The organism is Clostridium sp. AF27-5AA (assembly GCF_003478415.1).
Lineage (GTDB): Bacteria > Bacillota > Clostridia > Lachnospirales > Lachnospiraceae > Otoolea > Otoolea fessa.
Genome location: NZ_QUFH01000004.1, coordinates 101258 through 126359, shown reverse-complemented (window position 1 = coordinate 126359; position 25102 = coordinate 101258). Strand labels below are relative to the sequence as shown.

The window sequence follows — 25102 nt, the reverse complement described above, 5'->3', positions numbered from 1 at the left end:
GAAAAATGGATGAAACAAAAGAGAATGAAATAAAACCAGATACAGCAGATTGCCAGGTACAGGAGACAGCTGTGCAGCGCCGGAAGAGGGAGACTTTACTGCGCGAACAGACGCCGGATGCCCTGTGGGAAGCGATTCTTGCATTTGAAGGGGCAATATTTTACACGGCGAAAGGGCTGGAATATTCGTACACGATCCGGGGCAACGAGATGTTTGTCAGCCGGAAAGAAAAGTCGGTCACGCGTGCAAGCATCCTGGTGGCGTATAAAAAAGCGCAGGAGCTTGGCTGCGTGACCGGACCAAAGCAGCTGGGAGTGTTTGGGGCAAGCTATCTGTATCCGGTGTTCCTGAGGCTGGGGATTATCTGCGCCAGTGCTGGTTGATTTCCGCCCCGAAAAACAGGATGCAGATGCAGGCGTACAGCCACAGCATCAGGATCACGACGGCGGTCAAGCTGCCGTACATATAAGAATAATTACCGAAATAGTTGAAGTAGATGGAAAATCCGTAGGAACATCCGATCCATCCGACGGTGGAAATCAGCGCACCGGGAAGCTGGAGACGGATATCCTGCCGTTCATAGGGCAGCCAGGTGTACAGCGCGATGAAAAAGAGCGTCAGCAGCGCCAGCGCAAGAAACGTCCGGAGACTAATCAGGCAGGAAACGAATCTGTCCAGCATCGGAAAGTAACGGAATAGCAGGCGCTGCAGGGAGGAACCGAACACCATCAGAACCAGGGAGAAAATGCACATCAGGAGAAAAACGATGGTATAGCCAGAGTTGATGATACGTCCTAAAAGATAATTTCTGCGCTTGCGGCAGCCGATGATCCGGTTTAAGCCGCGCTCGATCCCAAGCATGCCGCGGGCAGCCGACCAGATGGTTGCCACGGTGGTAACCGAGAGCAGGGCGGCCGGGGATACAGTCTGGATATCCTGGATTACCGATTCAATCAGCGGGTGGATGCTGGAGGGAAGAAGCTGTGTCATCACGTGCATCAGATCCTCCGGGCTGACGGCGGGGATGAGCTGGATCAGCGTCAGCAGAATCATGATAAAAGGTGCGGCGGAGAGAACAATAAAAAAAGAAGCCTGGGCGGCGTACACCGTGACTTCGTCTTTGATGAAATCGTTGTAAATCCGTTTACAGTTCAGGAGAAAAGAAAGCATGGAAAACCTCGCTTGATTTATGTTATTAAGAAAATATCCGTAACCGGCTCATTTCCCTTTGAAAAATGGCTGACGATAGGTGAATGCCATTTCAGTGTTGTTAAAAGTATATTATCATGAGGTCGAAAAAATAGCAACGGATTTGCCTGTCTTGACGAAAACACCGGTTTCCCGTATGATAACAGGATAGAAATGATTCGGGTCTGCAGGATATAAGGATGGCAGTGATGCGGACAGCAGCAAAAATCAGCCGGCAGCCAATTGGAAAATGGGACATGGGAGGAAACAAAATGATCGCAATCACAGCATGCGCGGCGGCACTGGCAGCCGTGACAGTGGGGCTTTTGCTCCGCTCGGAATATGAAAAAAAACATTTTGTGACCGACCAGTATGAGATAGAGAGTCCGAAGCTGCCGGATGGCGCTGCGTTCCGCTGCGTATTTTTGTCGGATCTGCATGATAATGTGTATGGAACGGACAATGAGCCGCTGGTGGCAGCGATCCGCGCATTCAAGCCAGATGCGGTGCTGATCGGCGGCGATATGATGGTCTGTAAAGGAAAAGGAGATTTAACCGTCACGGTATCGCTTCTGGAAAAATTGACCTCCTTTGTGCCGGTTTACTATGCGAACGGAAATCATGAGGAGCGGATGAACCGGGAGCGGGATGTGTATGGAGATTTGTATGATCAGTTCCAGATAGAATTAAAACGTCTGGGGGTTCATTATTTGTCGGATCGGAGCGAGGAGATCAATCCGTGGATCCGGGTGACTGGGTGCAATTTGCGGGAGATATATTATAAGCATCATTTCACGGTGCCGGAACTGCCGATGGAAGAGCTTTCGGAGCGGGTTGGAACTGCGGCAGAGAAGACGTGTTTTCAACAGATGAAAGAATCGTTTTTTCCTGACTTGGCGGAAAAGGAGCGGGAAGCCGGACATGAAATGTATGAGATATTATTATTTCATTCTCCCCTCTTTTTTGAGACCTGTCGGAAATGGGGCGCGGATCTGACGCTTTGCGGACATTTCCACGGCGGAACCATCCGGATCCCGGGGCTGGGAGGCGTGATGACGCCGCAGTACCAGTTTTTCCTGCCATGGTGCGCCGGACGGTTTGATGCGGACGGAAAGACGATGATCGTCAGCCGGGGGCTTGGGACGCATTCGATCAATGTGCGGCTGAATGACCGGCCAGAGCTGGTTTGTGTGACGTTGCGGGGAAAACAATAGAGAGATTCTGGTTATTGTACACGGGTAGGCACTTTTGGAACCGAAAGTGCCGTAAGAAAACGTGGTGGCAGCAGGAATAACTCTTCGGCACAGGTGGATGTATACGGAATTTGGTATATGATTGTAGAAAAAGCTGGCTAAAAGAAGGAGTTCGGAAAGAATGGAAATTTCCTATAAATTAGATAATTTTGAAGGACCGTTGGACCTGTTGCTTCATCTGATTGAAAAAAATAAAGTAAGTATCTACGATATTCCGATCGTCCTGATTACGGAGCAGTATCTGGAATATGTTAATCAGATGGATCATGAGGATCTGGATGTGGTCAGCGATTTTCTGGTGATGGCGGCGACGCTTCTGGACATCAAATCGCGGATGCTCCTTCCGAAGGTGGAAAAAGAAGAGGAAGAAGACGAGGAAGATCCGCGCGCCGAGCTGGTGCGCCGGCTGTTGGAATATAAGATGTATAAATATATGGCGCAGGAGCTGGAAGAGCGGGAGCAGGAGGCAGAGCTTCTCTTTTTTAAGGAACCGACGATTCCCCGGGAGGTGGCGAAATATGAAGAACCGCTGGATCTGGACAAGCTTCTGGATGGTCTGACGCTGGCAAAGCTGCAGAAAGTGTTTGACGCGGTCATGAAGCGGAATGCCAATAAGCTTGACCCGGTGCGAAGCCGGTTCAGCACGATCCGCAGGGAACCGATCAGCCTGGAGCAGAAGGTAAGGTCGGTGCTTTCTTATGCGCGGGAACACCGTCATTTTAAATTCAGCGATGTGCTGGAGAGGGAATCCGATCGCCTGGAGATAGTCGTGGCGTTTCTGGCAGTGCTGGAGCTGATGAAGATGGGACGGATTCATCTGGTGCAGGAAAAATTGTTTGATGAGATGCAGCTCGATACAGTGGATGTGGATGAAACGGAAGACGAGGCAGAGCTGGAACTTTCGACGGAGGAAGGAGAAGAGTATGCCAGAATTAGATGAAAAACGCGAGGAAGCCATCGTGGAATCGGTTCTCTTTACAATGGGAAAATCGGTTGAGCTGCGCCAGCTTGCGGCGGCGCTCGGGACGGATACAGAGCGCGCGGAAGCGGCGGTCAGACGATTACAGAGCCGTTATGAGGCAGAAAAGCGGGGCATGCAGATCACGCAGCTGGAGGACAGTTGGCAGATGGCGACCCGCGCGGAATATTATGAGAATCTGATCCGGGTGGCAGCGACGCCGAAGAAGCAGATTTTAACGGATGTTGTGCTTGAGACACTCTCGATCATTGCTTATAAACAGCCGATCACGAAGCTTGAGATTGAAAAGATCCGCGGGGTTAAATCGGATCACGCGGTCAATAAACTGATTGAGTACAATCTCGTTTACGAGGTAGGGCGTTTGGATGTGCCGGGACGTCCGGCATTGTTTGCGACGACGGAGGAATTTTTGCGCCGGTTTGGAGTCGGATCGACGAAAGAACTGCCGGAACCGGCACCGGGACGAATCGACGAGTTCCGCATGGAGGCGGAGGAAGAGCTGAAGTTTGAGGGGAAACTGCCGGAAGAGGCAGAGAAGGAAATGAAATATTAACGTTTTCTTAACAATATTCATTCAATTCTGACATTAACAGATTCTTAACATCATATTTCTGTATTTTCTTGTAACTTTTTGTAGCCAACGTGGAAAATGAGGTCAACACAAACAAACAAGCAGCTCTTTCAAATTGCTACATAAATGAAAGAAGCCAGCAAAACAAAAGGGGGAATTGTTTATGTTGACACTTGAGCTTGATATGTATCAGGCGTGTGCTCTTGGCGCACTGGTCTACTGTCTGGGAAGATTGCTTGTACAAAAGCTGCCCTTCCTGAGCAAGTATTGTATACCGGCTCCGGTTGCGGGCGGTGTCGTATTTGCATTCGCTCATCTGGCGTTGTATGCAACAGGAGTTCTGGAGCTTTCCTTTGATACAACCTTACAGAGCGTATTTATGACGATCTTCTTCTGCAGCGTCGGTTTTACCGCCTGCTTCCGTCTGTTAAAGAAGGGCGGCGTTCAGGTATTTATGTTCCTGGCGCTGGCAGTTGGTATCTGTATCGTGCAGGATGCAGTCGGCAGCGGTCTGGCAGCAGCGTTTGGTCTGAATCCGCTTCTCGGCTTATGTATGGGTTCTATGCCGTTAGTTGGAGGTCACGGAACGAGTGGTTCCTTCGGACCGCTTCTGGAGCAGGAATACGCAGTTGTAGGCGCAACTACAGTTGCCTTGGCATCCGCTACATATGGTCTGGTATCCGGCAGTATGATGGGTGGTCCTATCGCCCGTGCCCGTGTTGAGAAACACCATCTGAAATCAACCGCAGCCGAGGAAGGCAATGCAGTTGACGAAGTAGCATCGCCGATCGACGGTCAGAAATTCACCACCGCGGCTGTATTCCTTGCAGTTGCAATCGGTGTTGGTACCTTCATTTTCGCGTTCTTTAAGAGCATTGGTCTTACATTCCCGACTTACATCGGTGCGATGCTGGCAGCAGCCGCTATCCGTAACATCTGGGATGTACAGCACAAAGATCTTCCGATGGAAGAAGTTGACGCACTGGGCGGTCTGTCCCTGAACCTGTTCTTAGCGATGGCAATGATGAGCCTGAAGCTGTGGCAGTTAGCAGCTCTGGCGCTTCCGATGATTGTTATCCTGTTAGTTCAGACGGTTGTTATGTTCCTGTATGCAAACTTCCTTGTATTCAACATCATGGGCCGTGATTACGAGGCAGCTGCAATGACCACCGCATTCTGTGGTTTCGGTATGGGCGCAACCCCGAACGCAATGGCAAACATGAGAGCACTGGTAGAGCGCTATGGTCCGGCTCCGCGTGCATTCTTCATCGTACCGTTAGTAGGAAGCTTATTCGTAGACTTCTTTAACTCCATGGTACTGACTACTTTCATGAACCTCTTATAATTTGATGGCTGGTTCAGCAAAGTATCCATTTAAAATATCCCGATATTGAAGTAGCTCCAACCTATTTCCTTCCCGGCGGTTCTGGATTTCCAGGCCGCCGGGATTTTTCGCGTGCAACGAGCGAAAGTCCGTGCCTGCACGAATTAATACTTTCGGAAAACGCGCGCGTGTGGTATTATAGAGAAACTGGAAAGTTGAAAAATATTTTTCGGGGAGGTGCTTTGTGAAAAACAAACTTGCAAGGCAGCCATTACCAGATAAAATGTGACATAAGAAAGGATTTCATACAGATATGAACAGCATGAACATAAAGATCAAATATTTCACAGACGCCATTGACCGCCTCGCCTACATTGACGGCAAATCTGACTGGATCGACCTGCGTGCGGCGCGTGAGGTGGTGCTGAAAAAGGGTGATTTTGCCCTGATTCCGCTTGGCGTGGCGATGGAGCTGCCGAAGGGCTATGAGGCGCATGTAGTTCCGCGCAGCAGTACCTTTAAAAATTTCGGCATCATCCAGACCAATCATATGGGTGTGATCGATGAGAGCTACTGCGGGGACAATGATCAGTGGCATTTTCCGGCATATGCGCTGCGTGATACAGTGATCCATGTCAATGACCGCATCTGCCAGTTCCGCATCATGGAGCATCAGCCGAAGATCATATTTGAGGAGACGGAGAAGCTTGACAATAAAGATCGCGGCGGGATCGGAAGTACGGGAAAGAATTAATAAAAAGGTTTGGTAAAAAATGAAGCAGATAAAGAGGTTAAAACGAGAAAAAGTAAGTCTTTTTCTGGCGGCAGCGGTGCTTTCACTGGGCATCCTTTCCGGCTGCGGCGCTGAATCGAAGGAAGCGAAAGAAGCGCGTATGACCGGAATCGAGCAGTTAAATGCAGGTAATTATCAGGATGCGATCGATTCGTTTGGAAAAGCGCTGGATGAGAGCGATGGGATCGTCAATTCTTTTGAACTGGATGTTTTAAAATATCGCGGCGAGGCAGAATACAAACTGGCGGATTATAAGGCGGCAGCGCAGACCTATGGAATTCTGGCGGAGGTGGATGGAGGAAAAGCGGAATACCTCTATTATAAAGCGGCTTCGGAGGCAGCAGACGGACAGGCGGAGGACGCCGAAAAGGATTTTGCGGCAGCGGAGGAAAAGGCGAAGAACAGCAAAAAAAGCAGCGCCGCGGCTCCGGGGGTGAGTCTGGCGTTTACGGCGCTTGCATCGGCGGCGCGGGATGCCGGGGACAGTGAACTCGCAGCCCAGTACTGCAATCAGGCGATCGAGCGCGGCGTATCGGGACCGGAGATTTATAATCAGCTTGCGATCAGTGAAATGGAGGCTGGCGATTATGAGAGCGCGATGTCCCATTATGAGGAGGCGCTTTCGCTGGCAGACAGTGAGACGGCGCTGGTAATCCGGCAGAATATTGCGGTTCTCTATGAGAAAGAGGGCGATTTTGCGAAGGCGCTGGAAGAGTTTAAGGAGTGCCAGGCAGCCGGTGCGGACACACCGGAGGTGCAGAAGGAAATCCGTTTTCTGGAAAGCCGGTAAATATTGGAGGTAATATGGCAGAATTGTTCGATATGAAAGAACTGGAGGAGCGCGTCATTCTGGTGGCGGTCAGCACCTCTGATGAAGATGATACGGAGGCGTCCTTGGATGAGCTGGAGGAGCTGGCGGATACCGCCGGAGCGACGGCGATCGGGCGTCTGGTGCAGAACCGGGAGAAGATTCATCCAGGCACCTATCTGGGCAGTGGAAAGATCGGGGAACTGCGGGAGATGGTCTGGGAAATGGGCGCAACCGGCGTGATCTGCGACGATGAACTGTCCCCGGCACAGCTTCGCAATCTGGAATCGGCGCTGGATACGAAGGTAATGGACCGGACGATGGTCATTCTCGATATTTTCGCGGCGCATGCGACGACGAGCGAGGGAAAAATCCAGGTTGAGCTGGCACAGCTGCGTTACCGCGCAGCGCGCCTGGTCGGTCTGCGCAGTTCCCTGTCCCGTCTGGGCGGCGGTATCGGTACGAGAGGACCGGGTGAAAAGAAGCTGGAGATGGACCGCCGTCTGATTCATGAGCGGATCGGGCAGCTAAAGTCGGAACTGGAAGATGTCAAACGCCACCGCGAGGTGACGAGAAAACAGCGCGACCGGAAATATACGCTGTCGGCGGCGATCGTCGGCTACACGAATGCCGGTAAGTCAACGCTTTTAAACACCCTGACGGGTGCAGGAATCCTGGCACAGGATAAACTGTTTGCGACGCTGGATCCGACGACGCGTGGATTAAAGCTGGCGAGCGGACAGGAGATCCTGCTGACAGATACGGTCGGATTCATCCGCAAACTGCCGCACCATCTGATCGAGGCGTTCAAGAGTACGCTGGAGGAGGCACGTTATAGCGATATTGTCCTCCATGTGGTCGATGCGTCGAATCCGCAGATGGACACGCAGATGTATGTCGTATATGATACGTTGCGTCAGCTGGAGATCGGCGATAAGACGGTGGTAACAGTCTTTAACAAGATGGATCAGGTGGAGCAGCCGGAGACGCTGAAAGATCTGCATTCTGATTATCAGGTGCAGATTTCCGCGAAGACGGGCGCGGGGCTGGATGAGCTGAAGGATATTCTGGAAATGATTCTGCGAAACCGCAAGATTTATCTGGAAAAGGTATTTTCCTACCAGGAAGCCGGACGCATCCAGACGATCCGTAAATACGGTCAGCTTTTAAAAGAAGAGTACCGGGAAGATGGCATTTACGTGGAGGCATATGTGCCGACGGAGCTCTACGCAGGGCTGATGCGCTAACAGGCAGATGATAGGTTACTGTGTTACGTTCACGTATACGTGCCCAGTAACGGGATTTGCCGAGGCTTCGCATTTCAATACGGCAAATTCCTGCTGCCACCACGTTTTCTTACGGCACCTTTGAAATTCCCGGGAATTGACTTTTTATTTTAAATTTGTTAGAATGTAGCATATTTATGGCTGTACAGAATGCTGGAAGGCAGATGCGTACAGATCCATACGGTAAAGAGGTGTGCGGGGAAAAACCGTATGCCTCTTCTTCATGTTTTGGCGGATGCTAAGAAGTTGTTAAGATGAAGAGAAAAGAGATGACAGGGCGCAGGCTGCTTGTGTCGGATAGAATGACCGCACAAGTTTGCAGACATCTGGGATAAAGGAGTTAGAAGATACAGAATGGAACAGAAGGGACAAAACGGACAGGAACAGATTCTCGTCGGAATTGACGTTGGCTCAACGACGACGAAGGTGGCAGTGATGGAGGTGGCAACGGGGAAAGTCCTGTTTTCGGACTATACACGCCATCACTCGGATCAGCTTCAGAGTGTGTCGAGAGCTGTAAAATTGGTGAAAGAGACGCTTGCGGGGCGGTCATTTCTGACGGCGATGACCGGTTCGGGCGCAAAGCACCTCTCGGAAGAGCTGGAGATCCCTTATGTACAGGAGGTAGTGGCGAACTCGATCGCCTTGAAAGCCATGTACGGGGAAATCGGAACGGCGATCGAGCTGGGTGGACAGGATGCGAAGATTATCTTTTTCCAGAGGGATAAACGGACGGGCGAGCTGCAGGTCGCAGATATGCGGATGAACGGCAGCTGTGCTGGCGGTACAGGTGCGTTTGTGGATGAGATTGCTTCTCTTCTTAAGACACCGGTTGAGGAATTTGACGCGCTGGCGGCACAGGGAACAACCGTATATGATATATCCGGACGGTGCGGCGTGTACGCCAAGACCGACATCCAGCCTCTTTTAAATCAGGGGGTGAAAAAATCAGATTTGGCGCTTTCCTCCTTCCATGCGATTGCTAAACAGACGATCGGCGGTCTGGCACAGGGACTTTCGATCGAGAAGCCAGTCGTCTTTGAGGGTGGTCCGCTGACCTTTAACCGGACGCTGGTGCGCGTGTTTGCTGAACGTCTGGACCTTCGGCCGGAGGAAATTTTAAGTCCGGGCCGGCCGGAACTTCTGATTGCCTGCGGTGCGGCGCGTGCGGCAGTGAAGCTTTTTTCGAAGGAAGAGGCGCTCGCCACGGCAGACGGACTGTTAGATCGGATCGAGAAGGTGCGTGCGGCGCGCGAGGAAGCAAAGAAACAAAGTGAAGCCGGAAATGGCGATGAGATGGCGGAGGGCACGTTCCGTTCCCGTCCATTTTTTGCCGACCAGGCGGCGCAGACGGAATTTAAGGAGAGACACAGACGCCCGGAACGAAAAACAGTATATCCGCAGTCAGGCAGTACGCTGCGGGCATATCTGGGTATTGATTCGGGCAGTACGACGACAAAATTTGTCCTGTTAGATGAGAATGAGGAACTTCTGGATTCCTTTTATGCGCCGAATCAAGGCGATCCGCTGACGGTGGCAAAGAAAGCATTGATTGCGATGCGGGAAAAGTATGCGTCCCACGGCGTGCGGCTGGAGATTTTGGCAGCCGGGACGACCGGTTATGGAGAAATGCTGTTTTCACGTGCATTTTCGGCCGAGACACACGCGGTTGAGACGGTGGCACATGCGCGTGCGGCGGCAAAATACACGCCGGATGCGACGTTTCTTCTGGACATCGGCGGTCAGGATATGAAGGCAATCTGGCTGGACAATGGCGTTATCACAAATATTGTCGTGAATGAAGCCTGCTCATCCGGCTGTGGGTCGTTTTTGGAAAATTTTGCATCCTCCCTGCATATTCCGGCGCGGGAGATTGCTGAAAAGGCATTTTCTTCGCAGCATCCGGCTGCGCTCGGAAGCCGCTGTACCGTCTTTATGACGAGCAGTATCGTGACGGAGCAGAGAAATGGAAAGCTGCCGGAGGACATCATGGCGGGGCTGTGCCGTTCGATCATTGAAAATGTATTTACAAAGGTTATCCGTGTGTCGAATCTGGATTCCCTGGGAAAGAGGATTGTGGTACAGGGCGGAACGTTTGAAAATGATGCGGTTCTCTGTGCGCTGGAACAGTATGTCGGCCGCCCGGTGATCCGGGCGCCGTATCCGGGCATTATGGGGGCGATCGGTGCGGCGCTTTTAGCGAAGGAAGAAGCACAGAGCCGGAAACAGCCGCATTTTATTGGTTTGGATCAAATGGAGTCCCTGACCTGGCAGCAGGAGGCGAATGTGCCGTGTCCGTTCTGTATGAACCATTGTCAGCGTGCGGTGGTGCGGTTTTCGAATGGAACCTCATGGATCACGAACAACCGTTGTGAGCGGGGCGAGATTCTTGGCGATCCGAAGGATGTGAAGGTGCGCGAGCGACTGAAAATAGCGTCAGAAACCCGGAATAAAGTGCCAAATCTCTATAAATTGCGGGAAGAACTCCTGTTTGCAGATTATCTGGATCAAGCGGAAGAAGGGGATGCATCGTCTGCAAAAAGTCATTCAGAGCGGGCAGCCGCTAAGACTGGTCTTGTGCCGAATGCTGTGTCTGATACTGTGCGGCGAAATATAACCATCGGTCTGCCGCGCGTCCTTGCTTTCTGGGATACGATGCCGTTCTGGACGACGTTCTGGCGTTCGCTGGGCTTTGAGATTCAGATTTCATCCCCGAGCACGCACAAGATGTTTGAGGAAGGCTTAAGCGCGGTAACTTCAGATACCGTCTGCTTTCCGGCAAAACTGGTGCACGGGCATATCCGCGATCTGGTAAAGAAGAAAGTGGATCGTATTTTTATGCCGTCGATTGCGGCGATCGGATCGGAAAATACGGAATCAACGAGCGAGTCCATGTGTGCAGTCGTGAAGGGATATCCGCTTGTGATCCGCAACTCGGATTCTCCGGAGAAACAGTGGGGCATTCCGTTTGATGCACCGTTATTTTACTGGTACAGGGAGGAAGATAAAGAACGTCAGCTTATTACATATATGGAACAGACATTTTCCATCCAGCCGTCGGAAACGAAAAAGGCGGTTCTTGCAGGAAATGATGCGATGCGGCAGTTTGGGAGCCGCCTGAAAGAGGCGGGAGCGAAGGTTCTGGAAGAGGTGGAAAAAGAGGGGCGCTATGCGGTGGTGCTGGCGTCAAGACCGTATCAGAATGATGCGCTTGTCAACCACAGCCTGCCGGAGCTTTTGACCGAGTTCGGCGTTCCGGTTCTGACGGCAGATTCTGTTCCGGGCATTGAAAATGTGGATTTAAGCCACAGCCGTCTGGATGTCGTAAACAATTACCATGCGCGGATGCTGGCGTCCGCGGTTCTGGCGGCACAGAGCCAGAATCTGGAATATGTCCAGTTTGTAAGCTTTGGATGCGGGCATGACGCATATTTGTCGGATGAGATCCAGCGTATGATGCGGGAAATCTCCGGAAAATCACCGCTGATCCTGAAACTTGACGAGAGCGAGGTACAGGGACCGCTGCGGATCAGGGTGCGTTCCTTCCTGGAGACGATCAACATGCGGCGGAAGAAGCGGGAGATGGCGGAGAGGCTGCAAAACCAGCCTGGAACAAGCCGACAGGAGAATGCGGGCGGCGGAAATGAATGCGGGACGGCTGCGCTGGGACCAGACATTCAAAAATCTTGGCAGGTTCACGAACTTTCGGATCCATATCCGGTTAAATTTGAGGTGGAAGACCGCAAGAAGCGCACGGTTCTGGTCCCGAACACCTCCCACGCGTTCTGCCGGATTATGTCGGCGGCGTTGAAGACACAGGGAATCCGGGCAGTTCCGCTGGCGGTCGGCAGGGAAGAGGCGATCCGCCTAGGAAAGCAGTATGTCCACAACGATATCTGTTTCCCGGCGCAGATTGTCATCGGCGAGGCGCTGGCAGCACTTCGGAGTGGTCAGTATGTGCCATCTGAGACGGCGATCGGTATGGGAAAATACATCGGTGACTGCCGCCTGACCCATTACAGTGCGCTGCTTCGCAAGGCGCTTGACGACGCCGGCTACCCGGAGGTGGCGATTCTGACGAACGATGACGTTGATTATCATGATCTGCATCCGGGCTTCCGGATGAACCTTGTGTCGGCGATCCGTCTGGCGGGAGCGCTTCCGATGATCGATATTCTGGAAGAGCTGCTTCGCAAGATCCGCCCGTATGAGAAGGTTTCCGGAAGCAGTGATCAGGCATTTGGCGAGGCGATGGATTTCGTCGTGGATGGTCTGGAGCGGCATGGGCTTTCAGGCGCTCTGCGAGGCTTTAAAAAGGCGATCCAGCGGATGAATGCGATCGAATATGACCGGAGCCAGCCGCGCCCGCGCGTCCTGATCATCGGCGAGTATCTCCTCAATTTCCATCCGGGCGCGAATCATGAGATTGAGCGCTACCTGGAGAAAAATGGATTTGAGATTATCGAGGCGCGGATGACGGATGTTATCCGGAAAACGTATTTCTGCCAGGATGAGCAGATTCGGACGTATCATCTGAAAAAGCCGTTTGTCAAGAAAAACTGGTACCATGTGGCGAACCGGGTATTTGACGCTGCGCACGCGGCAGCGGATCGGATAGCGAAACAGCATCCGCTCTATACGCCTGTCTGCCGCCTGCCGGAATTGGTAAAGGAAAGTGACCCGATCATCCCGCACACCTTTGATGCGGGCGAGGGCGTGCTGATTCCGGGCGAGATCCTGCACCATGCGGCGCATGGCTGCCGGGCATTTGTGATTTTACAGCCATTTGGCTGTCTGCCAAACCATGTGGTAGGACGCGGCATCGTAAAAAAAATGCGGGAAATGTACCCGGACGCCCAGATCCTGCCGCTTGACTACGATCCGGATGTGAGCTTTGCCAATCTGGAAAACCGCCTGCAGATGCTGATTATGAATGTGAAAGAAAGAAGCGTGGACACGGTTGCCCTGCCGGACGTGGGGCAGAGAAGCCCCGTGGAGACTATGAATAGAAAACAGAAAAACGCCGATAATAAAAAGCAGAAAGTTTCCTGATTTCGGGTTAGACAAAAATAGAAATCACATAAGCCCACGCGGCGGAAAGGGACAGGCTATGAAACATCTGGAAATTGAAAAGGTGATTGGACGGGAGATTGTTGATTCGAGAGGAAATCCAACAGTGGAGGCGGAAGTTTATCTATCAGACGGAAGCATAGGACGCGGCGCGGCACCGAGCGGTGCATCGACAGGTGAATTTGAGGCTCTGGAGCTGCGCGACGGCGACAAGTCGCGTTTTGGCGGAAAGGGCGTACAAAAAGCAGTCCAGAATGTGAATACCGTGATTGCAGAAGTATTAAAGGGCATGGATCCGGCGGACATTTATGCGGTTGATAAAGCGATGATCGAGGCGGACGGAACCAAGGATAAATCCAAGCTGGGCGCGAATGCGATCCTGGCGGCTTCGATCGCGAGCGCACGGGCGGCAGCCAATGCGTATGGTCTTCCGCTGTACCGTTTTCTCGGCGGCGTATCTGGAAACCGTCTTCCGGTCCCGATGATGAACATTTTAAACGGCGGCGCGCATGCGGCAAATACCGTCGATGTACAGGAATTTATGATTATGCCGGTTGGCGCGGAGAGCTTTTGCGAGGGACTCCGCTGGTGTACCGAGGTGTTCCATGCGCTGGCAGCATTGCTTAAAGAGCGCGGACTGGCAACCTCCGTCGGCGATGAGGGCGGTTTTGCACCGGATCTGGGAAGTGACGAAGAAGCAATCCAGTGCATCTTAGAGGCAGTGGAGAGAGCCGGATATAAGCCGGGCGAGGACTTTGTCCTGGCGATGGATGCGGCATCCAGCGAGTGGAAGAGCGGCAGGAAGGGCGAATATCTGCTTCCGAAGAGTGGCAAACACTTCACCTCCGAGGAGCTGATCGCACACTGGAAACAGCTCTGCGGGAAATACCCGATCGCCTCCATCGAGGATGGTCTGGACGAGGAGGATTGGGAAGGCTGGCAGAAGATGACCGCAGAACTCGGCGGACAGGTGCAGCTGGTCGGCGACGATCTGTTTGTAACAAATACCGAACGCCTGGAAAAAGGTATCCGTCTCGGCTGCGGCAATTCGATCCTGATTAAGCTGAACCAGATTGGATCCGTCTCCGAGACACTGGAGGCAATCAAGATGGCACATAAGGCAGGTTACACGGCGATTGTATCCCACCGTTCCGGCGAGACCGAGGATACGACGATCGCAGATCTGGCGGTCGCATTGAATACCTGCCAGATCAAGACGGGCGCACCGAGCCGGAGTGAGCGCGTGGCAAAATACAACCAGCTTCTGCGGATTGAGGAAGAGCTGGGAACCGGCGCACAGTATCCGGGGAAGGCGGCATTTAATAAAAATTAAGTTGTCTTTTTTGCGAGATATCGTGCAGACAAGCAATCTGTTACATTGCATGAAATGTGTGAATTGTTCCGAAAACGAATGCATTTCCTCAGAAACAGACAAAAATCATCTGGGGAAATGCCGGATGGCGTCGAAACAAAGGAAAATAGAATACAACTTTGAAAAGGAATGCGTTTTACCGTACAACCAGGACGGAGAGAAACGTATTCCTTTTTGTTTTGCATAAGACCGAAAAAAGGAATATTGCTAAAAGTTTGACAATATTTTAAAAAATAATCGTTTTTATACGAAATTTATTGACAAAACAGTGGGAATGATTGTAAAATAACTGTAAAGCAAATATGAAAAAAGGATTTATTTTTTTTGAACGAATGGAAAAACGTTTTACCAAAGGAATGGTCCGGCGGATAACGTATTTCACATAAAAAGGAGGATGAAAGAATGAGAAAGAGAACATTAAGCATTGTACTTGCAGCAGCAATGTGTGCCAGCTTAACAGCCTGCGGCGGTGGCGGAAGTACTGCTGAGACAACGGCAGCTGACAGCAGCAATACCGAGACAAAGGCAGCCGACGCTTCAGAGAAATCTGACAAACCGCTTCGTGTGTGTGTTGTCTACACCGGCAACTTAGGTGATAAGAGCTACAATGACTCCTGCAACATGGGTGCACAGAAAGCAGTTGAGGATTTCGGCATCGAGCTTAAGAGCCTTGAGGGTACCACTGCTGAAGAGTGGAAAGCAAACCTACTTCAGGCTTGTGATGACGGCTACGATTTAATCATCGGTGCTTCTTCCAACATCGCAGATTATATCACTGAGAATGCATCCAGTTATCCGGATACCAAGTTTGCAGTTATCGATACAACCGTTGATCTGCCGAACGTTGAGTCCATCAGCTTTGCTCAGAATGAGGGCTCCTTCCTGGCAGGTGCGGCAGCAGCTATGTTCACCACCAAGACCGATATCCCGAATGTCAATGAAGATCATATCATCGGCTGGGTAGGCGGTATGGATATTCCGGTACTTCATGACTTCTATACAGGTTATGAGCAGGGCGCGAAGTATATCGATCCGGATATCAAGATTCTTCAGGCTTTTGCAGGAAGCTGGACGGATCCGTTAAAGGGCAAAGAGCTGACTTTAGCACAGTATGAGCAGGGCGCTGATATTGTCATGAACGTAGCATCCGGTACCGGTGTTGGTATTCTGGAAGGTGCAAAAGAAGCTGACAAATACGCAATCGGCGTTGACTTAAACCAGGATTCCGATCAGCCTGGACATATTCTTACTTCCATGGTTAAGAGAGTTGATAATGCCTGCTACCTGGTTATCCAGTCTGCAGTAGATGGAACCTTTGAGGGCGGCACAACTAAATATCTGGCACTGAAGGACGGCGGCGTCAGCCTGACTGATTTCTCTGTTATCAAAGAATCTCTGGGCGACAAATTCCCGCAGGATATCGTTGATAAGTGTGATGAGCTTGCCGAGAAGATCAAATCCGGCGAGATCGTAGTAGAAAACTATGAAGGATTTGGCCCAGAGGCATAATTGATAAAGACAAGGCCGGGAGCGAGTGAAACCTGGCGGCGAAGGGGGATCTGGATTCTTTCAGGTTCCCCTTCATTTTCAACAAAAATGTTTTTCTTGGAAAGAGCCGTCAGGCATTTCCGGACGAGAGGGTGATCGAATGAACGAATACGTAGTGGAGATGAAAGGAATTGTCAAAAATTTCGGACAGGTTCAGGCGGTAAAGCATGGCGAATTTACTCTGAAAAAAGGCGAGATCCATTCACTGATTGGTGAAAATGGAGCTGGTAAATCCACCATGATGAAGCTTCTGTACGGCATGTATCCCATTGACGAGGGCGAGATTATCGTCAAGGGGGAACCGATGGGAACCATCACACCGAAGATTGCAATTGAGCACGGTGTCGGCATGGTCCATCAGGAATTTATGCTGGTAAATGAGCTGACGGTTCTGGAGAATATTATTCTGGGATTTGAACCGAAAAAGGGATTGACAATTGACTTTGACAAGGCAAGAAAAGAAGTTAAAAAATATATTGAACAGTATCATATGGACGTGCAGCTGGATAAGAAGGTAAGCCAGATATCCGTTGGTGAGGCGCAGCGTGTCGAGATTATCAAGACATTGATGCGAGGTGCTGATATCATCATTCTGGATGAGCCTACAGCGGTTCTGACTCCTCAGGAGGCGGAACGTCTGTTTGAAATCCTGAACAATCTGAAACAGGATGGAAAATCCCTTGTCTTTATTTCTCATAAGCTGAATGAAGTTATGGCAATATCAGACCGCATCTCTGTGATGCGTCAGGGACAATATATGGGCACTGTTAATAAAGAGGAAACTTCTCCGCTGGATCTGACCAAACGAATGATCGGACGTGAAGTATTCTTAAACATTGATAAGGCTTATTCTGAGGCGGGAGATACGATTCTGGAGGTTCAGGATGTGTGGATTCCCAGCCAGAAGGAGACATCGAAGATCCGGGGCATGTCCCTGCATGTCAAGGCCGGTGAGATTGTCGGCGTGGCAGGTATCGATGGAAATGGACAGAGTGAGCTGGTTGAGGCGATCACCGGACTCCGCAAGGTAGAGAAGGGCAAGATCCTTCTTTGCGGCAAGGATATTACGAATCAGAGTCCGAGAAAAGTGAGAGAGAGCGGTCTTTCCCATATTCCGGAGGATCGAAATACAAGAGGTCTGAACCGTGCCATGACCATTGAGGAAAACCTGATTGCGGTTCGTCTGGATCAGCCGCCGTTTACGAAGGGCATCATGATGAATAAATCGGGACAGGATGCTTATGCAAAAGAAATGGTAGAACAGTTTGATATCCGCCCGGCGGATTATAATCTTCCTACATCTTCCTTATCCGGCGGCAATGCACAGAAGGTCGTAGTAGCCCGGGAGGTATCTCTTGGCAATAAGCTTCTGGTAGCATCCCAGCCTACCAGAGGTGTAGATATCGGTGCCATCGAGCTGATTCGTAATACACTGGAAAAGGCGAAAAAGGCAGGCGCCGGTGTCCTGCTGGTATCGGCAGAGCTGGAGGAGATTATCTCCCTTTCGGATCGTATCGTTGTTATCCATGAGGGCAAGATCACCGGCGAGATGCGTGCGGATGAGGCGAATGAGAACAATCTGGGTCTGCTTATGATGGGCGGTACAGACACAGGGAAGGACGGTGAAGCAGCAGTATGAATCAGACATTAAATGGTATTCGAAGGATTCTTATTACGATACTCGTTGCGATGGGTGTCGGTGCGCTGTTTATCATAGCCATCGGGGAAAATCCCATTGATGCATATGCGGCGCTGTTCCGCGGTGCTTTTGACGGAGAGCTTCGTCTTGGTACAACCTTGGCAGGATTTACTCCGCTGCTGCTGACATCCATTGCTTTTGCAGTTGCAGCGAAAGCAGGCGCATTTAACGTAGGTGTTGAGGGCGAGGTTTTCTTGGGCGGTATCACAGCTGCTTATATAGGCATCAACTGGACCTTCCTTCCGAAGCCGGCTCTGTATGTGGCCTGCTTCGTAGGTGCGATGGTGGTAGCAGCTGCCTGGGCCTTTATTCCGGCGATTTTGCGTGCCTATTATAATGTAAATGAAGTATGTACCACCATTTTGATGAACACAGTAGCCCTTTATATCACATCTTATCTGGTCAGCGGACCTATGAGTGCGGGTACTGCTAATGCTCAGTCCCTGCCGGTTACGGTAAGATTGTATCAGTTTATGAAACCCAGCAGTGTCAACGTTGGTATTTTCATCGCAGCCATCACCGTGATTGTGATTATTTTTATGCTTCAGAAAAGCAGCTGGGGCTACAAGATCCGTACCGTCGGCCTGAATCCGACCCATGCGGATTATGTGGGAATTGATTCCAAAAAGGTATTTGTCGGTGCTATGATGCTTTCCGGTATGTTAGGCGGCATGGCAGGCTGCATCGAGGTTCTGGGTGTTCACGGATATTTCCTGAACAACTTCGCAACCGGACTTGGAAGCAATGGTATGCTGGCAGCTCTGATTGTAAAGAACAACATGGTTTCAACTCCATTTATGGCATTTTTCCTGGCAGTTTTAAAATCAGGTGCTATGGGAATGCAGCAGTCAACCGGTGTACCAAAATCGCTGGTTGATACCATTACAGCAGTTTTCATTATCATAGCGACCATGGAGACTGCATTCCAGTTTACAAAGAAACGTAAAAAGAAAACGGAGGAGAAGAAGGAGGATAAGGCATGAATGCGATAATGCAGAATTTTGATAAAATCTTTAATGCGTCGCTGATTTATGCAACGTTTCGTTCAGCGACTCCGATCATCTTTGCCGCTCTTTGTGCGGCAATCACCCAGCAGGCCAATATCTTAAATATCGGTACTGAGGGTATCATGCTGGTAGGTGCTTTTACAGCAGTAGCGGTCAGCTACTTTACCGGAAGCTGGCTGTTAGGTATCATCGCGGCGATGATCGCGGGTGCTGTGATTGCGATGATCATGGCGGTCGGTCACATCCGTTATAACTCTGAGATCTGTGCGATCGGTATGGGTATCAACTTGCTGGCGCTGGCGCTCACAAAATTCATGGTAAATGCGATCTTCCACAGCACCGGCAGCTTTTCCAGCCCGGACATCAAAGCAATTCCGCGTGTGTCGCTCGGATTTTTAGACAATCTGCCGGTGGTTGGCGACCTGTTTAACAACTGGTGTGTGACCGAGTGGTTTGCTATCGTTCTGATTATTCTGCTTCAGTTCTTCTTTTATAAGACTGTATGGGGACTGCGTCTGCGTGCGGTGGGGCAGTTTCCGGAAGCAGCCAAGACGGCAGGTATCAAGGTAAATGCAATCAAATATCAGGCGATGCTGCTTTCTGGTCTCATCGGTGGTCTGGCAGGTGCTCATCTTTCCCTGGGTTACAGTACCCAGTTTATCGAGAACATGACCAACAACCGTGGTTTTATGGGCGTTGCAGCCATGTATTTCGGCGGTGCCAACCCGGTTCTGACCACACTGGGCTGTCTGCTGTTTGGATTTTCAGATTCCGTCGGTGCCCGTCTCCAGGCATATGGCATTCCATCCCAGTTCGTTCTGATGATGCCGTATATCGTGACCATCGCGGTACTGGCAATTTCCATGATTGCGAAGATTTCAGCCAACAAGAAGAGAGAATCATCCCTGCATGTGGGAAGCTGATGATGAAGAAAGATAAAACACTATAAGGAGGACATAATCAGATGGAAAAGACAAAAATTATTCTTGACTGCGATCCGGGACATGATGACGCGGTCGCGATCACGCTGGCGGCGAACAGTGACAAGATCGATCTGTTAGGTATTACAGTCGTAGCAGGCAACCAGACGCTGGAGAAAACGCAGATTAATGCGAGAAATGTGTGCCAGTGGCTCGGTGTGGATGTGCCAGTGTATGCGGGCTGCGGACAGCCGATGGTGCGTGAAAAAATGATAGCGGGCGATATCCACGGTGAAACAGGGCTGGATGGTCCGGTTTTCCCGCCGCTGACAAAAGAATTAGAGAAAGAGCATGCAGTCGATTTCATCGTTAAAACCCTGATGGAGTCCGATGGCGATATCACGATGGTGACAACCGGTCCGATGACCAATCTGGCGATGGCGATGCGGATGGAACCGGCGATTATTCCGAAGATCAAACAGATCGTCCTGATGGGAGGCGCGTATACCAATGGTAACGTAACTCCAGCGGCAGAGTTCAATATCATCGCCGATGCGGATGCAGCGTATGTATGCTTTACCAGCGGACGCCCAATCACGATGATGGGTCTGGATGTTACCCGCAAGGTACTGTGCTATCCGGAGATCGTTGACCGGATGGAGAAGATAGGCAATAAGGCATCCAAGCTCTTTGCGGATCTGATGCGCTTCTTCTGCAAGACCCAGAAAGAGGTATTTGGCTGGGAAGGCGGACCTCTGCACGATCCGGTTACGATCGCATGGCTGATTGATCCGAGCGTTGTGACCTTGAAACCGATGCATGTGGACATTGACATCCGCAGCGTCCAGTCCTACGGACGTACTAACTGCGATTTCTTCGGTTACGGCGGACAGGAGCCGACTGCAAACGTAGCGATCGATATCGATGCGGCGAAGTTCTGGGATATCGTTGAGGCAGGGCTGAGAAGATACAGCGAGGCATAGTTTATAATACTTGTGTTCGGAGGCAGATATAGATGAGAGACCTGAAAGAAGTTTTAGAGCAGAACAAAGAGAAATATATCGAAGAACTCAAGAATCTGGTGGGAATTGATACCCATGACTTAGGGCACGGAATCGATGGTGGTCTGGAGAAACAGGGACAGGAGTATATGGTAAACCTGTTTGAATCGATGGGAGCCGACGAGATCACGGTGGATCCGATGGATGAGGCTGTGATTCAGGAAAGCTACAAAAAGCACCAGGAAGGAAACCTGGGGCACAACCAGACCGACCGTGCCAATGTCTATGCGACATTTAAAGGAAAACAGGGCGGAAAAAGCCTGTTATTTAACGGTCATATTGACGTTATGCCGGCGGAGATGGAAGACGGCTGGACGAACCCGCCGTTTGAGCCGGTAATTCGGGATGGCAAGATGTACGGACGCGGCTGCACGGATATGAAGGGCGGTCTGATGGCATCGGTGATGGCGGTAAAGCTTTTGCAGGATGCCGGGTATGAGCTGCCGGGCGATGTGACAATTACCTCCGTGTGTGACGAGGAAGGCGGAGGCAATGGCTCGATCCAGGCGGTAATGCGCGGTCTGAAAGCCGACGGCGTTGTCAACTGCGAGCCGACCGACGATACCCTGATTCTGGCGCATATGGGCTGGGTATTCTTTAAGGTTGATTTTGAAGGAAAAGCGTGCCATTCCGGTGCAAAAGCCGAGGGCGTCAGCGCGATCGAGAAGGCGATCAAGGTAATTCAGGGGTTAAATGAGATGGAGCACCGCTGGCTTCTGACGATCCGCCACCGTCTGCTTCCGCCGCCGAGCTTAAATATCGGCGTGATCGAGGGTGGAACCGCCGGTTCTACCGTGCCGGGCGAGTGCAGTTTTTCTACCTGCGTCCACTATGTTCCTACCCTGATGAATCAGGATATGGTTGTAAAGGAATTTACAGAGGTCGTTGAGCGGATCAGCCGTTCCGACGCGTGGATGGAGGCACACCCGCCGAAGATTTCCATTTACCAGACCGGACATGGGTTTGAGATGGAGGAGGATCATCCGCTGGTAGACACCTTTAAGGAGGCGTACAGTGAGGCACTTTCGCGCAGCGTGAAGGTGGAAGGATCCCATTTTGGCTGTGATTCCCGCCTGTGGCGCAACATTGCCGGATGCCCGACGATCCAGTACGGACCGGGCGAGGGCGCACAGTGCCATACCGTGGATGAGTGGCTGAAGATCGATTCCTATCTGGAAGCGATTCTGGTGTATGCGAAACTGATTCTTTCCTGGGGAGAGAAGAAATAAGGAATTGATAAATATATAAGGAGATAAAAATATGAGCAAGAAAGTTTTACTGGCAGGCGAGTCCTGGATGAGCTATACCACCCATGTAAAGGGCTTTGACGCGTTTTATACCTCTACCTATGAGACAGGAGAGAAATGGCTGAAAGCTGCATTGGAGGCAGGCGGCTACGAAGTAACCTTCCTTCCGAACCATCTGGCAAATGAGGAATTTCCATTTACAATGGAAGAACTGAAACAGTATGATCTGGTAATTCTGTCCGATATCGGAGCAAACACCCTGCTTCTGCCGGGCGCTACGTTTAACCGCAGTGAAAAAATGCCGAACCGCTGCAATCTGATCCGCGACTATGTCAACGATGGCGGCGCTCTTCTGATGGTCGGCGGTTATCTGACCTTCTCCGGCGTGGATGCAAAGGGCAAATGGCATGACACAGCCGTACAGGAGGTTCTTCCAGTCGAGGTTCTGACGGTCGATGACCGTATGGAACACTGCGAGGGTGTAAAACCGGTAACCGTGGGCGAGCATGAAGCTTTAAAGGGCATTCCGACCGACTGGCCGGAGGTTCTCGGTTACAATAAGGTAATCGCAAAACCGGAGGCAGAGGTTCCGGTTACTGTAGAGGGCGATCCGTTTATCGCATTTGCTTCTTATGGAAAAGGGCGCAGTGGTGTTGTCACAACCGACTGTGCACCGCACTGGGCACCGCCGGAATTCTGCGAGTGGGAATACTACAATAAATTGTGGCAGAATATCGCAGACTGGCTGATTCAGAAATAAGATAGCAGGAAAAAGGAGAGCGCGTATGGACGGAGCGGTGAAACTTTTAAAAGAGCTTCTGACCATTCGGAGTGTCAATGGACGGGATGACGAGGGAGCAGTGGCAGAATATTTGTGCAAGTATTTCGAACAATCGGGAATTTCTGCACATATACAGCGGATTGACGCGACACATGCCAATGTGCTGGCGGAGCTTGAGGGGGAGTCGGATGACGCTCCGATCTTCTGGAACGGGCATCTGGACACGGTTCCTTACGGAGATACCGGAGAATGGAAGACTGACCCGGCGGTTCCGGTGGAACGGGACGGTTTTCTCTATGGCCGCGGTGCCAGCGATATGAAGAGTGGGCTTGCCGCGATGGTGTACGCGCTCTGTGAATATAAAAAATCCGGTCGTCCGGTGCCGCGTACGATCCATTTCCTCGGAACCTGTGATGAGGAAAAGGGCGGCATCGGCGCCAGGGAGATCTTAAAGGAAGTCCCGGAGACGTCGATTGGAACGCTTCTGATAGGAGAACCGACGGGATGCAGGCTGGGCGTGGCGCAGAAAGGCTGCCTGTGGCTGGAGATAGAAGCACACGGAAAGACGAGCCACGGGGCATACCCGCATGAGGGCTGCAATGCCGTGGAACAGGCGATGGCGCTGACAGGTGAGATTGAAACATATGTGAAAAGCTTCACACACCCGGTTCTCGGCGCATCGACCGCGCAGGTAACGCAGATTTCCGGCGGCGTGGCGCCAAATATGACGCCGGACACCTGCCGGATTCTCATGGATATCCGTATGACACCAGGACTGACAAGCCAGATGGTAGTCGGTCAGGCGGAGGCGTTTGCGGCGGCGCGTTCCGTTACATCGGAAGAAAAATTCCGCGTCAGCTGCCGGATTGTCAATGACCGGCGGGCGATCGAGATTGGAGAATCCCATCCGCTTGTGAAACAGCTCTCGAAGGAACTGGAGAAAAAAGGGCTTCCGGTGGAGACGACTGGGATTAATTTCTTTACAGATGCTTCGATCCTGGTGGAACACAAGCTGGATGCAGCCGTTCTCTTATTTGGTCCGGGCGAGGCAGGTATGGCGCATAAGCCAAATGAGCGGGTCGAGATAGAAAAATATCAGAAATCCATTCAGGTTCTCATGGATCTGATCGCATCGGAGGTGGATGAGTGAGGGCAACCATCAAGGATATTGCCGCTGAGACTGGTTTTTCCGTGACGACAATCTCACTGGTTCTCAATGGAAAAGGATATAAGATCTCGGATGAGACAAAGAATCAGATCCTAGCGAAGGCGCGGGAACTGAATTATCGTCCGAACCAGCTCGCGGTCAGTCTGGTAAAGCGGCAGAGCAAGACCATAGGATTTATCGTCCCGGATATTTCCAATGTATATTTTGCCAATATGGCGCGCGCGATCGATGAGGCGTGCCGCGAAAATGGCTGGAGTGTGATTCTCTGCAACACGAATGATAATTATGACCGGGATCGCGAGTATATCGATCTTCTGGCGGATAAAGGCGCGGACGGCATTGTGTTTATCATGGCTAAAGATAATACGCGGGAGATGGCGGCGGAGGAGATTGATTATCTGGAATCGATCCACATACCCTATGTGGTAGTTGACCGGATCCCGGAGCTTCGGAATTGTCCGGCGGTCGGTACCGACCATGAGATCGGCGGTTATCTGGCGGCGCGCCATCTGTTAAGTCTTGGACACCGGCGGATTGCCTGCGTCGTGGGACCGCATGCGACCCAGATGGATTCGGAGGCGCGTTACCATGGCTACTGCCGGGCGATGGAGGAGGCGGGAATTCCGGTGGATGAACGTCTCGTCTGTGTCGGCGAGTATACGCAGGAGGGCGGCGCGGCGGCAGTCGAACAGCTCATTTCACAGGATTTTACGGCGATTTTCGCCTGCAACGATGCTTCAGCGTATGGCGTATGCAGAAAACTCAAGGAATATAGAAAGAAAGTGCCGGAAGATGTTTCGGTCGTCGGATACGATGACGTTTTCTATGCCCGGATGCTGGAGGTGCCGCTGACAACGATACGGCAGCAGGTACGGGAGATGGGAAGAGAGGCGGTAAGGCTGCTTCTGAAACAGATACGGGAACATAAAAGACCGGAGAGCAAGGTAATCTTTGCGCCGGAACTGGTGGTGCGGGAGAGCACGGCGAGAATACAGCCGTCTCAGTAACCGGAGAGAGAGGGGAGCAG

Annotated in this window: 20 protein-coding genes; 19 read left to right on the top strand and 1 reads right to left on the bottom strand. The window is 51.4% G+C overall.

The annotated features are described in order from the left end of the window. The first annotated feature begins 5 nt into the window (after positions 1-5). Positions 6-383 (top strand): hypothetical protein, encoded by a 378-nt coding sequence (locus DWY89_RS06010; RefSeq protein ID WP_107001672.1) that lies wholly within the window; start codon positions 6-8, stop codon positions 381-383. Here the strand turns inward: DWY89_RS06010 and DWY89_RS06005 are convergent. Continuing rightward, positions 361-1170, bottom strand: coding sequence for a YihY/virulence factor BrkB family protein (locus tag DWY89_RS06005; protein WP_118492100.1), 810 nt, complete (start codon positions 1168-1170; stop codon positions 361-363). The two genes, DWY89_RS06010 and DWY89_RS06005, sit on opposite strands and share 23 nt — an antisense overlap. A 290-nt stretch (positions 1171-1460) precedes the next feature. Here DWY89_RS06005 and DWY89_RS06000 point away from each other — a divergent pair, with 290 nt between their 5' ends. From DWY89_RS06000 to DWY89_RS05915, 18 genes are all read left to right on the top strand, one after another. Continuing rightward, a complete protein-coding gene (locus DWY89_RS06000; protein ID WP_118524493.1) occupies positions 1461-2402 on the top strand; it encodes a metallophosphoesterase in 942 nt (313 codons plus the stop codon). A gap of 160 nt (positions 2403-2562) precedes the next feature. Then, positions 2563-3381: a segregation/condensation protein A gene (locus DWY89_RS05995; RefSeq protein WP_117795115.1), complete on the top strand. Its 819-nt coding sequence runs from the start codon at positions 2563-2565 to the stop codon at positions 3379-3381. Next, complete coding sequence (gene scpB, locus DWY89_RS05990; protein WP_118467432.1) at positions 3365-3973, top strand: SMC-Scp complex subunit ScpB; 609 nt, start codon at positions 3365-3367, stop codon at positions 3971-3973. Before DWY89_RS05995 ends, scpB begins: the two co-directional genes overlap by 17 nt. Positions 3974-4154: 181 nt before the next feature. Then, complete coding sequence (gene gltS, locus DWY89_RS05985) at positions 4155-5336, top strand: sodium/glutamate symporter (RefSeq protein ID WP_107001574.1); 1182 nt, start codon at positions 4155-4157, stop codon at positions 5334-5336. A gap of 301 nt (positions 5337-5637) precedes the next feature. Then, positions 5638-6069, top strand: a complete 432-nt coding sequence (locus tag DWY89_RS05980; protein ID WP_118467774.1) for a dUTP diphosphatase — start codon at positions 5638-5640, stop codon at positions 6067-6069. Between the two features lie 19 nt (positions 6070-6088). Next, complete coding sequence (locus DWY89_RS05975) at positions 6089-6898, top strand: tetratricopeptide repeat protein (RefSeq protein ID WP_118523606.1); 810 nt, start codon at positions 6089-6091, stop codon at positions 6896-6898. Between the two features lie 14 nt (positions 6899-6912). Continuing rightward, a complete protein-coding gene (gene hflX / locus DWY89_RS05970) occupies positions 6913-8163 on the top strand; it encodes a GTPase HflX (protein ID WP_118472464.1) in 1251 nt (416 codons plus the stop codon). A gap of 393 nt (positions 8164-8556) precedes the next feature. Next, complete coding sequence (locus tag DWY89_RS05965; protein ID WP_118524486.1) at positions 8557-13254, top strand: acyl-CoA dehydratase activase; 4698 nt, start codon at positions 8557-8559, stop codon at positions 13252-13254. Between the two features lie 58 nt (positions 13255-13312). Continuing rightward, a complete protein-coding gene (eno, locus tag DWY89_RS05960) occupies positions 13313-14605 on the top strand; it encodes a phosphopyruvate hydratase (protein WP_118523603.1) in 1293 nt (430 codons plus the stop codon). 441 nt (positions 14606-15046) lie between these two features. Further along, positions 15047-16153, top strand: a complete 1107-nt coding sequence (locus DWY89_RS05955) for a BMP family ABC transporter substrate-binding protein (protein WP_022359763.1) — start codon at positions 15047-15049, stop codon at positions 16151-16153. A 139-nt stretch (positions 16154-16292) separates the two neighbouring features. Beyond that, a complete protein-coding gene (locus DWY89_RS05950; RefSeq protein WP_118467440.1) occupies positions 16293-17831 on the top strand; it encodes an ABC transporter ATP-binding protein in 1539 nt (512 codons plus the stop codon). Continuing rightward, entirely contained in the window at positions 17828-18874 is a 1047-nt protein-coding gene (locus DWY89_RS05945; protein ID WP_118523602.1) for an ABC transporter permease, read from the top strand. The genes DWY89_RS05950 and DWY89_RS05945 overlap by 4 nt, the downstream gene beginning before the upstream one ends. Further along, positions 18871-19821, top strand: a complete 951-nt coding sequence (locus tag DWY89_RS05940) for an ABC transporter permease (protein ID WP_022359766.1) — start codon at positions 18871-18873, stop codon at positions 19819-19821. The genes DWY89_RS05945 and DWY89_RS05940 overlap by 4 nt, the downstream gene beginning before the upstream one ends. A gap of 41 nt (positions 19822-19862) precedes the next feature. Further along, positions 19863-20801 carry a nucleoside hydrolase gene (locus DWY89_RS05935; protein ID WP_107001566.1) on the top strand — a complete coding sequence of 313 codons (939 nt, stop codon included), beginning with the start codon at positions 19863-19865 and terminating at the stop codon, positions 20799-20801. Between the two features lie 32 nt (positions 20802-20833). Next, positions 20834-22108, top strand: coding sequence for an ArgE/DapE family deacylase (locus tag DWY89_RS05930; RefSeq protein ID WP_118523601.1), 1275 nt, complete (start codon positions 20834-20836; stop codon positions 22106-22108). A 31-nt stretch (positions 22109-22139) separates the two neighbouring features. Beyond that, positions 22140-22886 (top strand): glutamine amidotransferase, encoded by a 747-nt coding sequence (locus DWY89_RS05925; RefSeq protein ID WP_107001564.1) that lies wholly within the window; start codon positions 22140-22142, stop codon positions 22884-22886. 25 nt (positions 22887-22911) lie between these two features. Then, positions 22912-24057 carry a M20 family metallopeptidase gene (locus DWY89_RS05920; RefSeq protein ID WP_107001563.1) on the top strand — a complete coding sequence of 382 codons (1146 nt, stop codon included), beginning with the start codon at positions 22912-22914 and terminating at the stop codon, positions 24055-24057. Further along, entirely contained in the window at positions 24054-25082 is a 1029-nt protein-coding gene (locus DWY89_RS05915; protein ID WP_118524485.1) for a LacI family DNA-binding transcriptional regulator, read from the top strand. Before DWY89_RS05920 ends, DWY89_RS05915 begins: the two co-directional genes overlap by 4 nt. Positions 25083-25102 lie beyond the last annotated feature (20 nt).

Bases quoted from the DNA above. Each gene is read 5' to 3' on its own strand.
- DWY89_RS05955 (WP_022359763.1), top strand. From the start codon at position 15,047: ATGAGAAAGAGAACATTAAGCATTGTACTTGCAGCAGCAATGTGTGCC.
- DWY89_RS05975 (WP_118523606.1), top strand. From the start codon at position 6,089: ATGAAGCAGATAAAGAGGTTAAAACGAGAAAAAGTAAGTCTTTTTCTG.
- hflX (WP_118472464.1), top strand. From the start codon at position 6,913: ATGGCAGAATTGTTCGATATGAAAGAACTGGAGGAGCGCGTCATTCTG.
- DWY89_RS05950 (WP_118467440.1), top strand. From the start codon at position 16,293: ATGAACGAATACGTAGTGGAGATGAAAGGAATTGTCAAAAATTTCGGA.
- DWY89_RS05940 (WP_022359766.1), top strand. From the start codon at position 18,871: ATGAATGCGATAATGCAGAATTTTGATAAAATCTTTAATGCGTCGCTG.
- DWY89_RS05945 (WP_118523602.1), top strand. From the start codon at position 17,828: ATGAATCAGACATTAAATGGTATTCGAAGGATTCTTATTACGATACTC.
- eno (WP_118523603.1), top strand. From the start codon at position 13,313: ATGAAACATCTGGAAATTGAAAAGGTGATTGGACGGGAGATTGTTGAT.
- scpB (WP_118467432.1), top strand. From the start codon at position 3,365: ATGCCAGAATTAGATGAAAAACGCGAGGAAGCCATCGTGGAATCGGTT.
- DWY89_RS05935 (WP_107001566.1), top strand. From the start codon at position 19,863: ATGGAAAAGACAAAAATTATTCTTGACTGCGATCCGGGACATGATGAC.
- DWY89_RS05980 (WP_118467774.1), top strand. From the start codon at position 5,638: ATGAACATAAAGATCAAATATTTCACAGACGCCATTGACCGCCTCGCC.
- gltS (WP_107001574.1), top strand. From the start codon at position 4,155: ATGTTGACACTTGAGCTTGATATGTATCAGGCGTGTGCTCTTGGCGCA.
- DWY89_RS05925 (WP_107001564.1), top strand. From the start codon at position 22,140: ATGAGCAAGAAAGTTTTACTGGCAGGCGAGTCCTGGATGAGCTATACC.
- DWY89_RS05995 (WP_117795115.1), top strand. From the start codon at position 2,563: ATGGAAATTTCCTATAAATTAGATAATTTTGAAGGACCGTTGGACCTG.
- DWY89_RS06000 (WP_118524493.1), top strand. From the start codon at position 1,461: ATGATCGCAATCACAGCATGCGCGGCGGCACTGGCAGCCGTGACAGTG.
- DWY89_RS05930 (WP_118523601.1), top strand. From the start codon at position 20,834: ATGAGAGACCTGAAAGAAGTTTTAGAGCAGAACAAAGAGAAATATATC.
- DWY89_RS05920 (WP_107001563.1), top strand. From the start codon at position 22,912: ATGGACGGAGCGGTGAAACTTTTAAAAGAGCTTCTGACCATTCGGAGT.
- DWY89_RS06010 (WP_107001672.1), top strand. From the start codon at position 6: ATGGATGAAACAAAAGAGAATGAAATAAAACCAGATACAGCAGATTGC.
- DWY89_RS05965 (WP_118524486.1), top strand. From the start codon at position 8,557: ATGGAACAGAAGGGACAAAACGGACAGGAACAGATTCTCGTCGGAATT.
- DWY89_RS06005 (WP_118492100.1), bottom strand. From the start codon at position 1,170: ATGCTTTCTTTTCTCCTGAACTGTAAACGGATTTACAACGATTTCATC.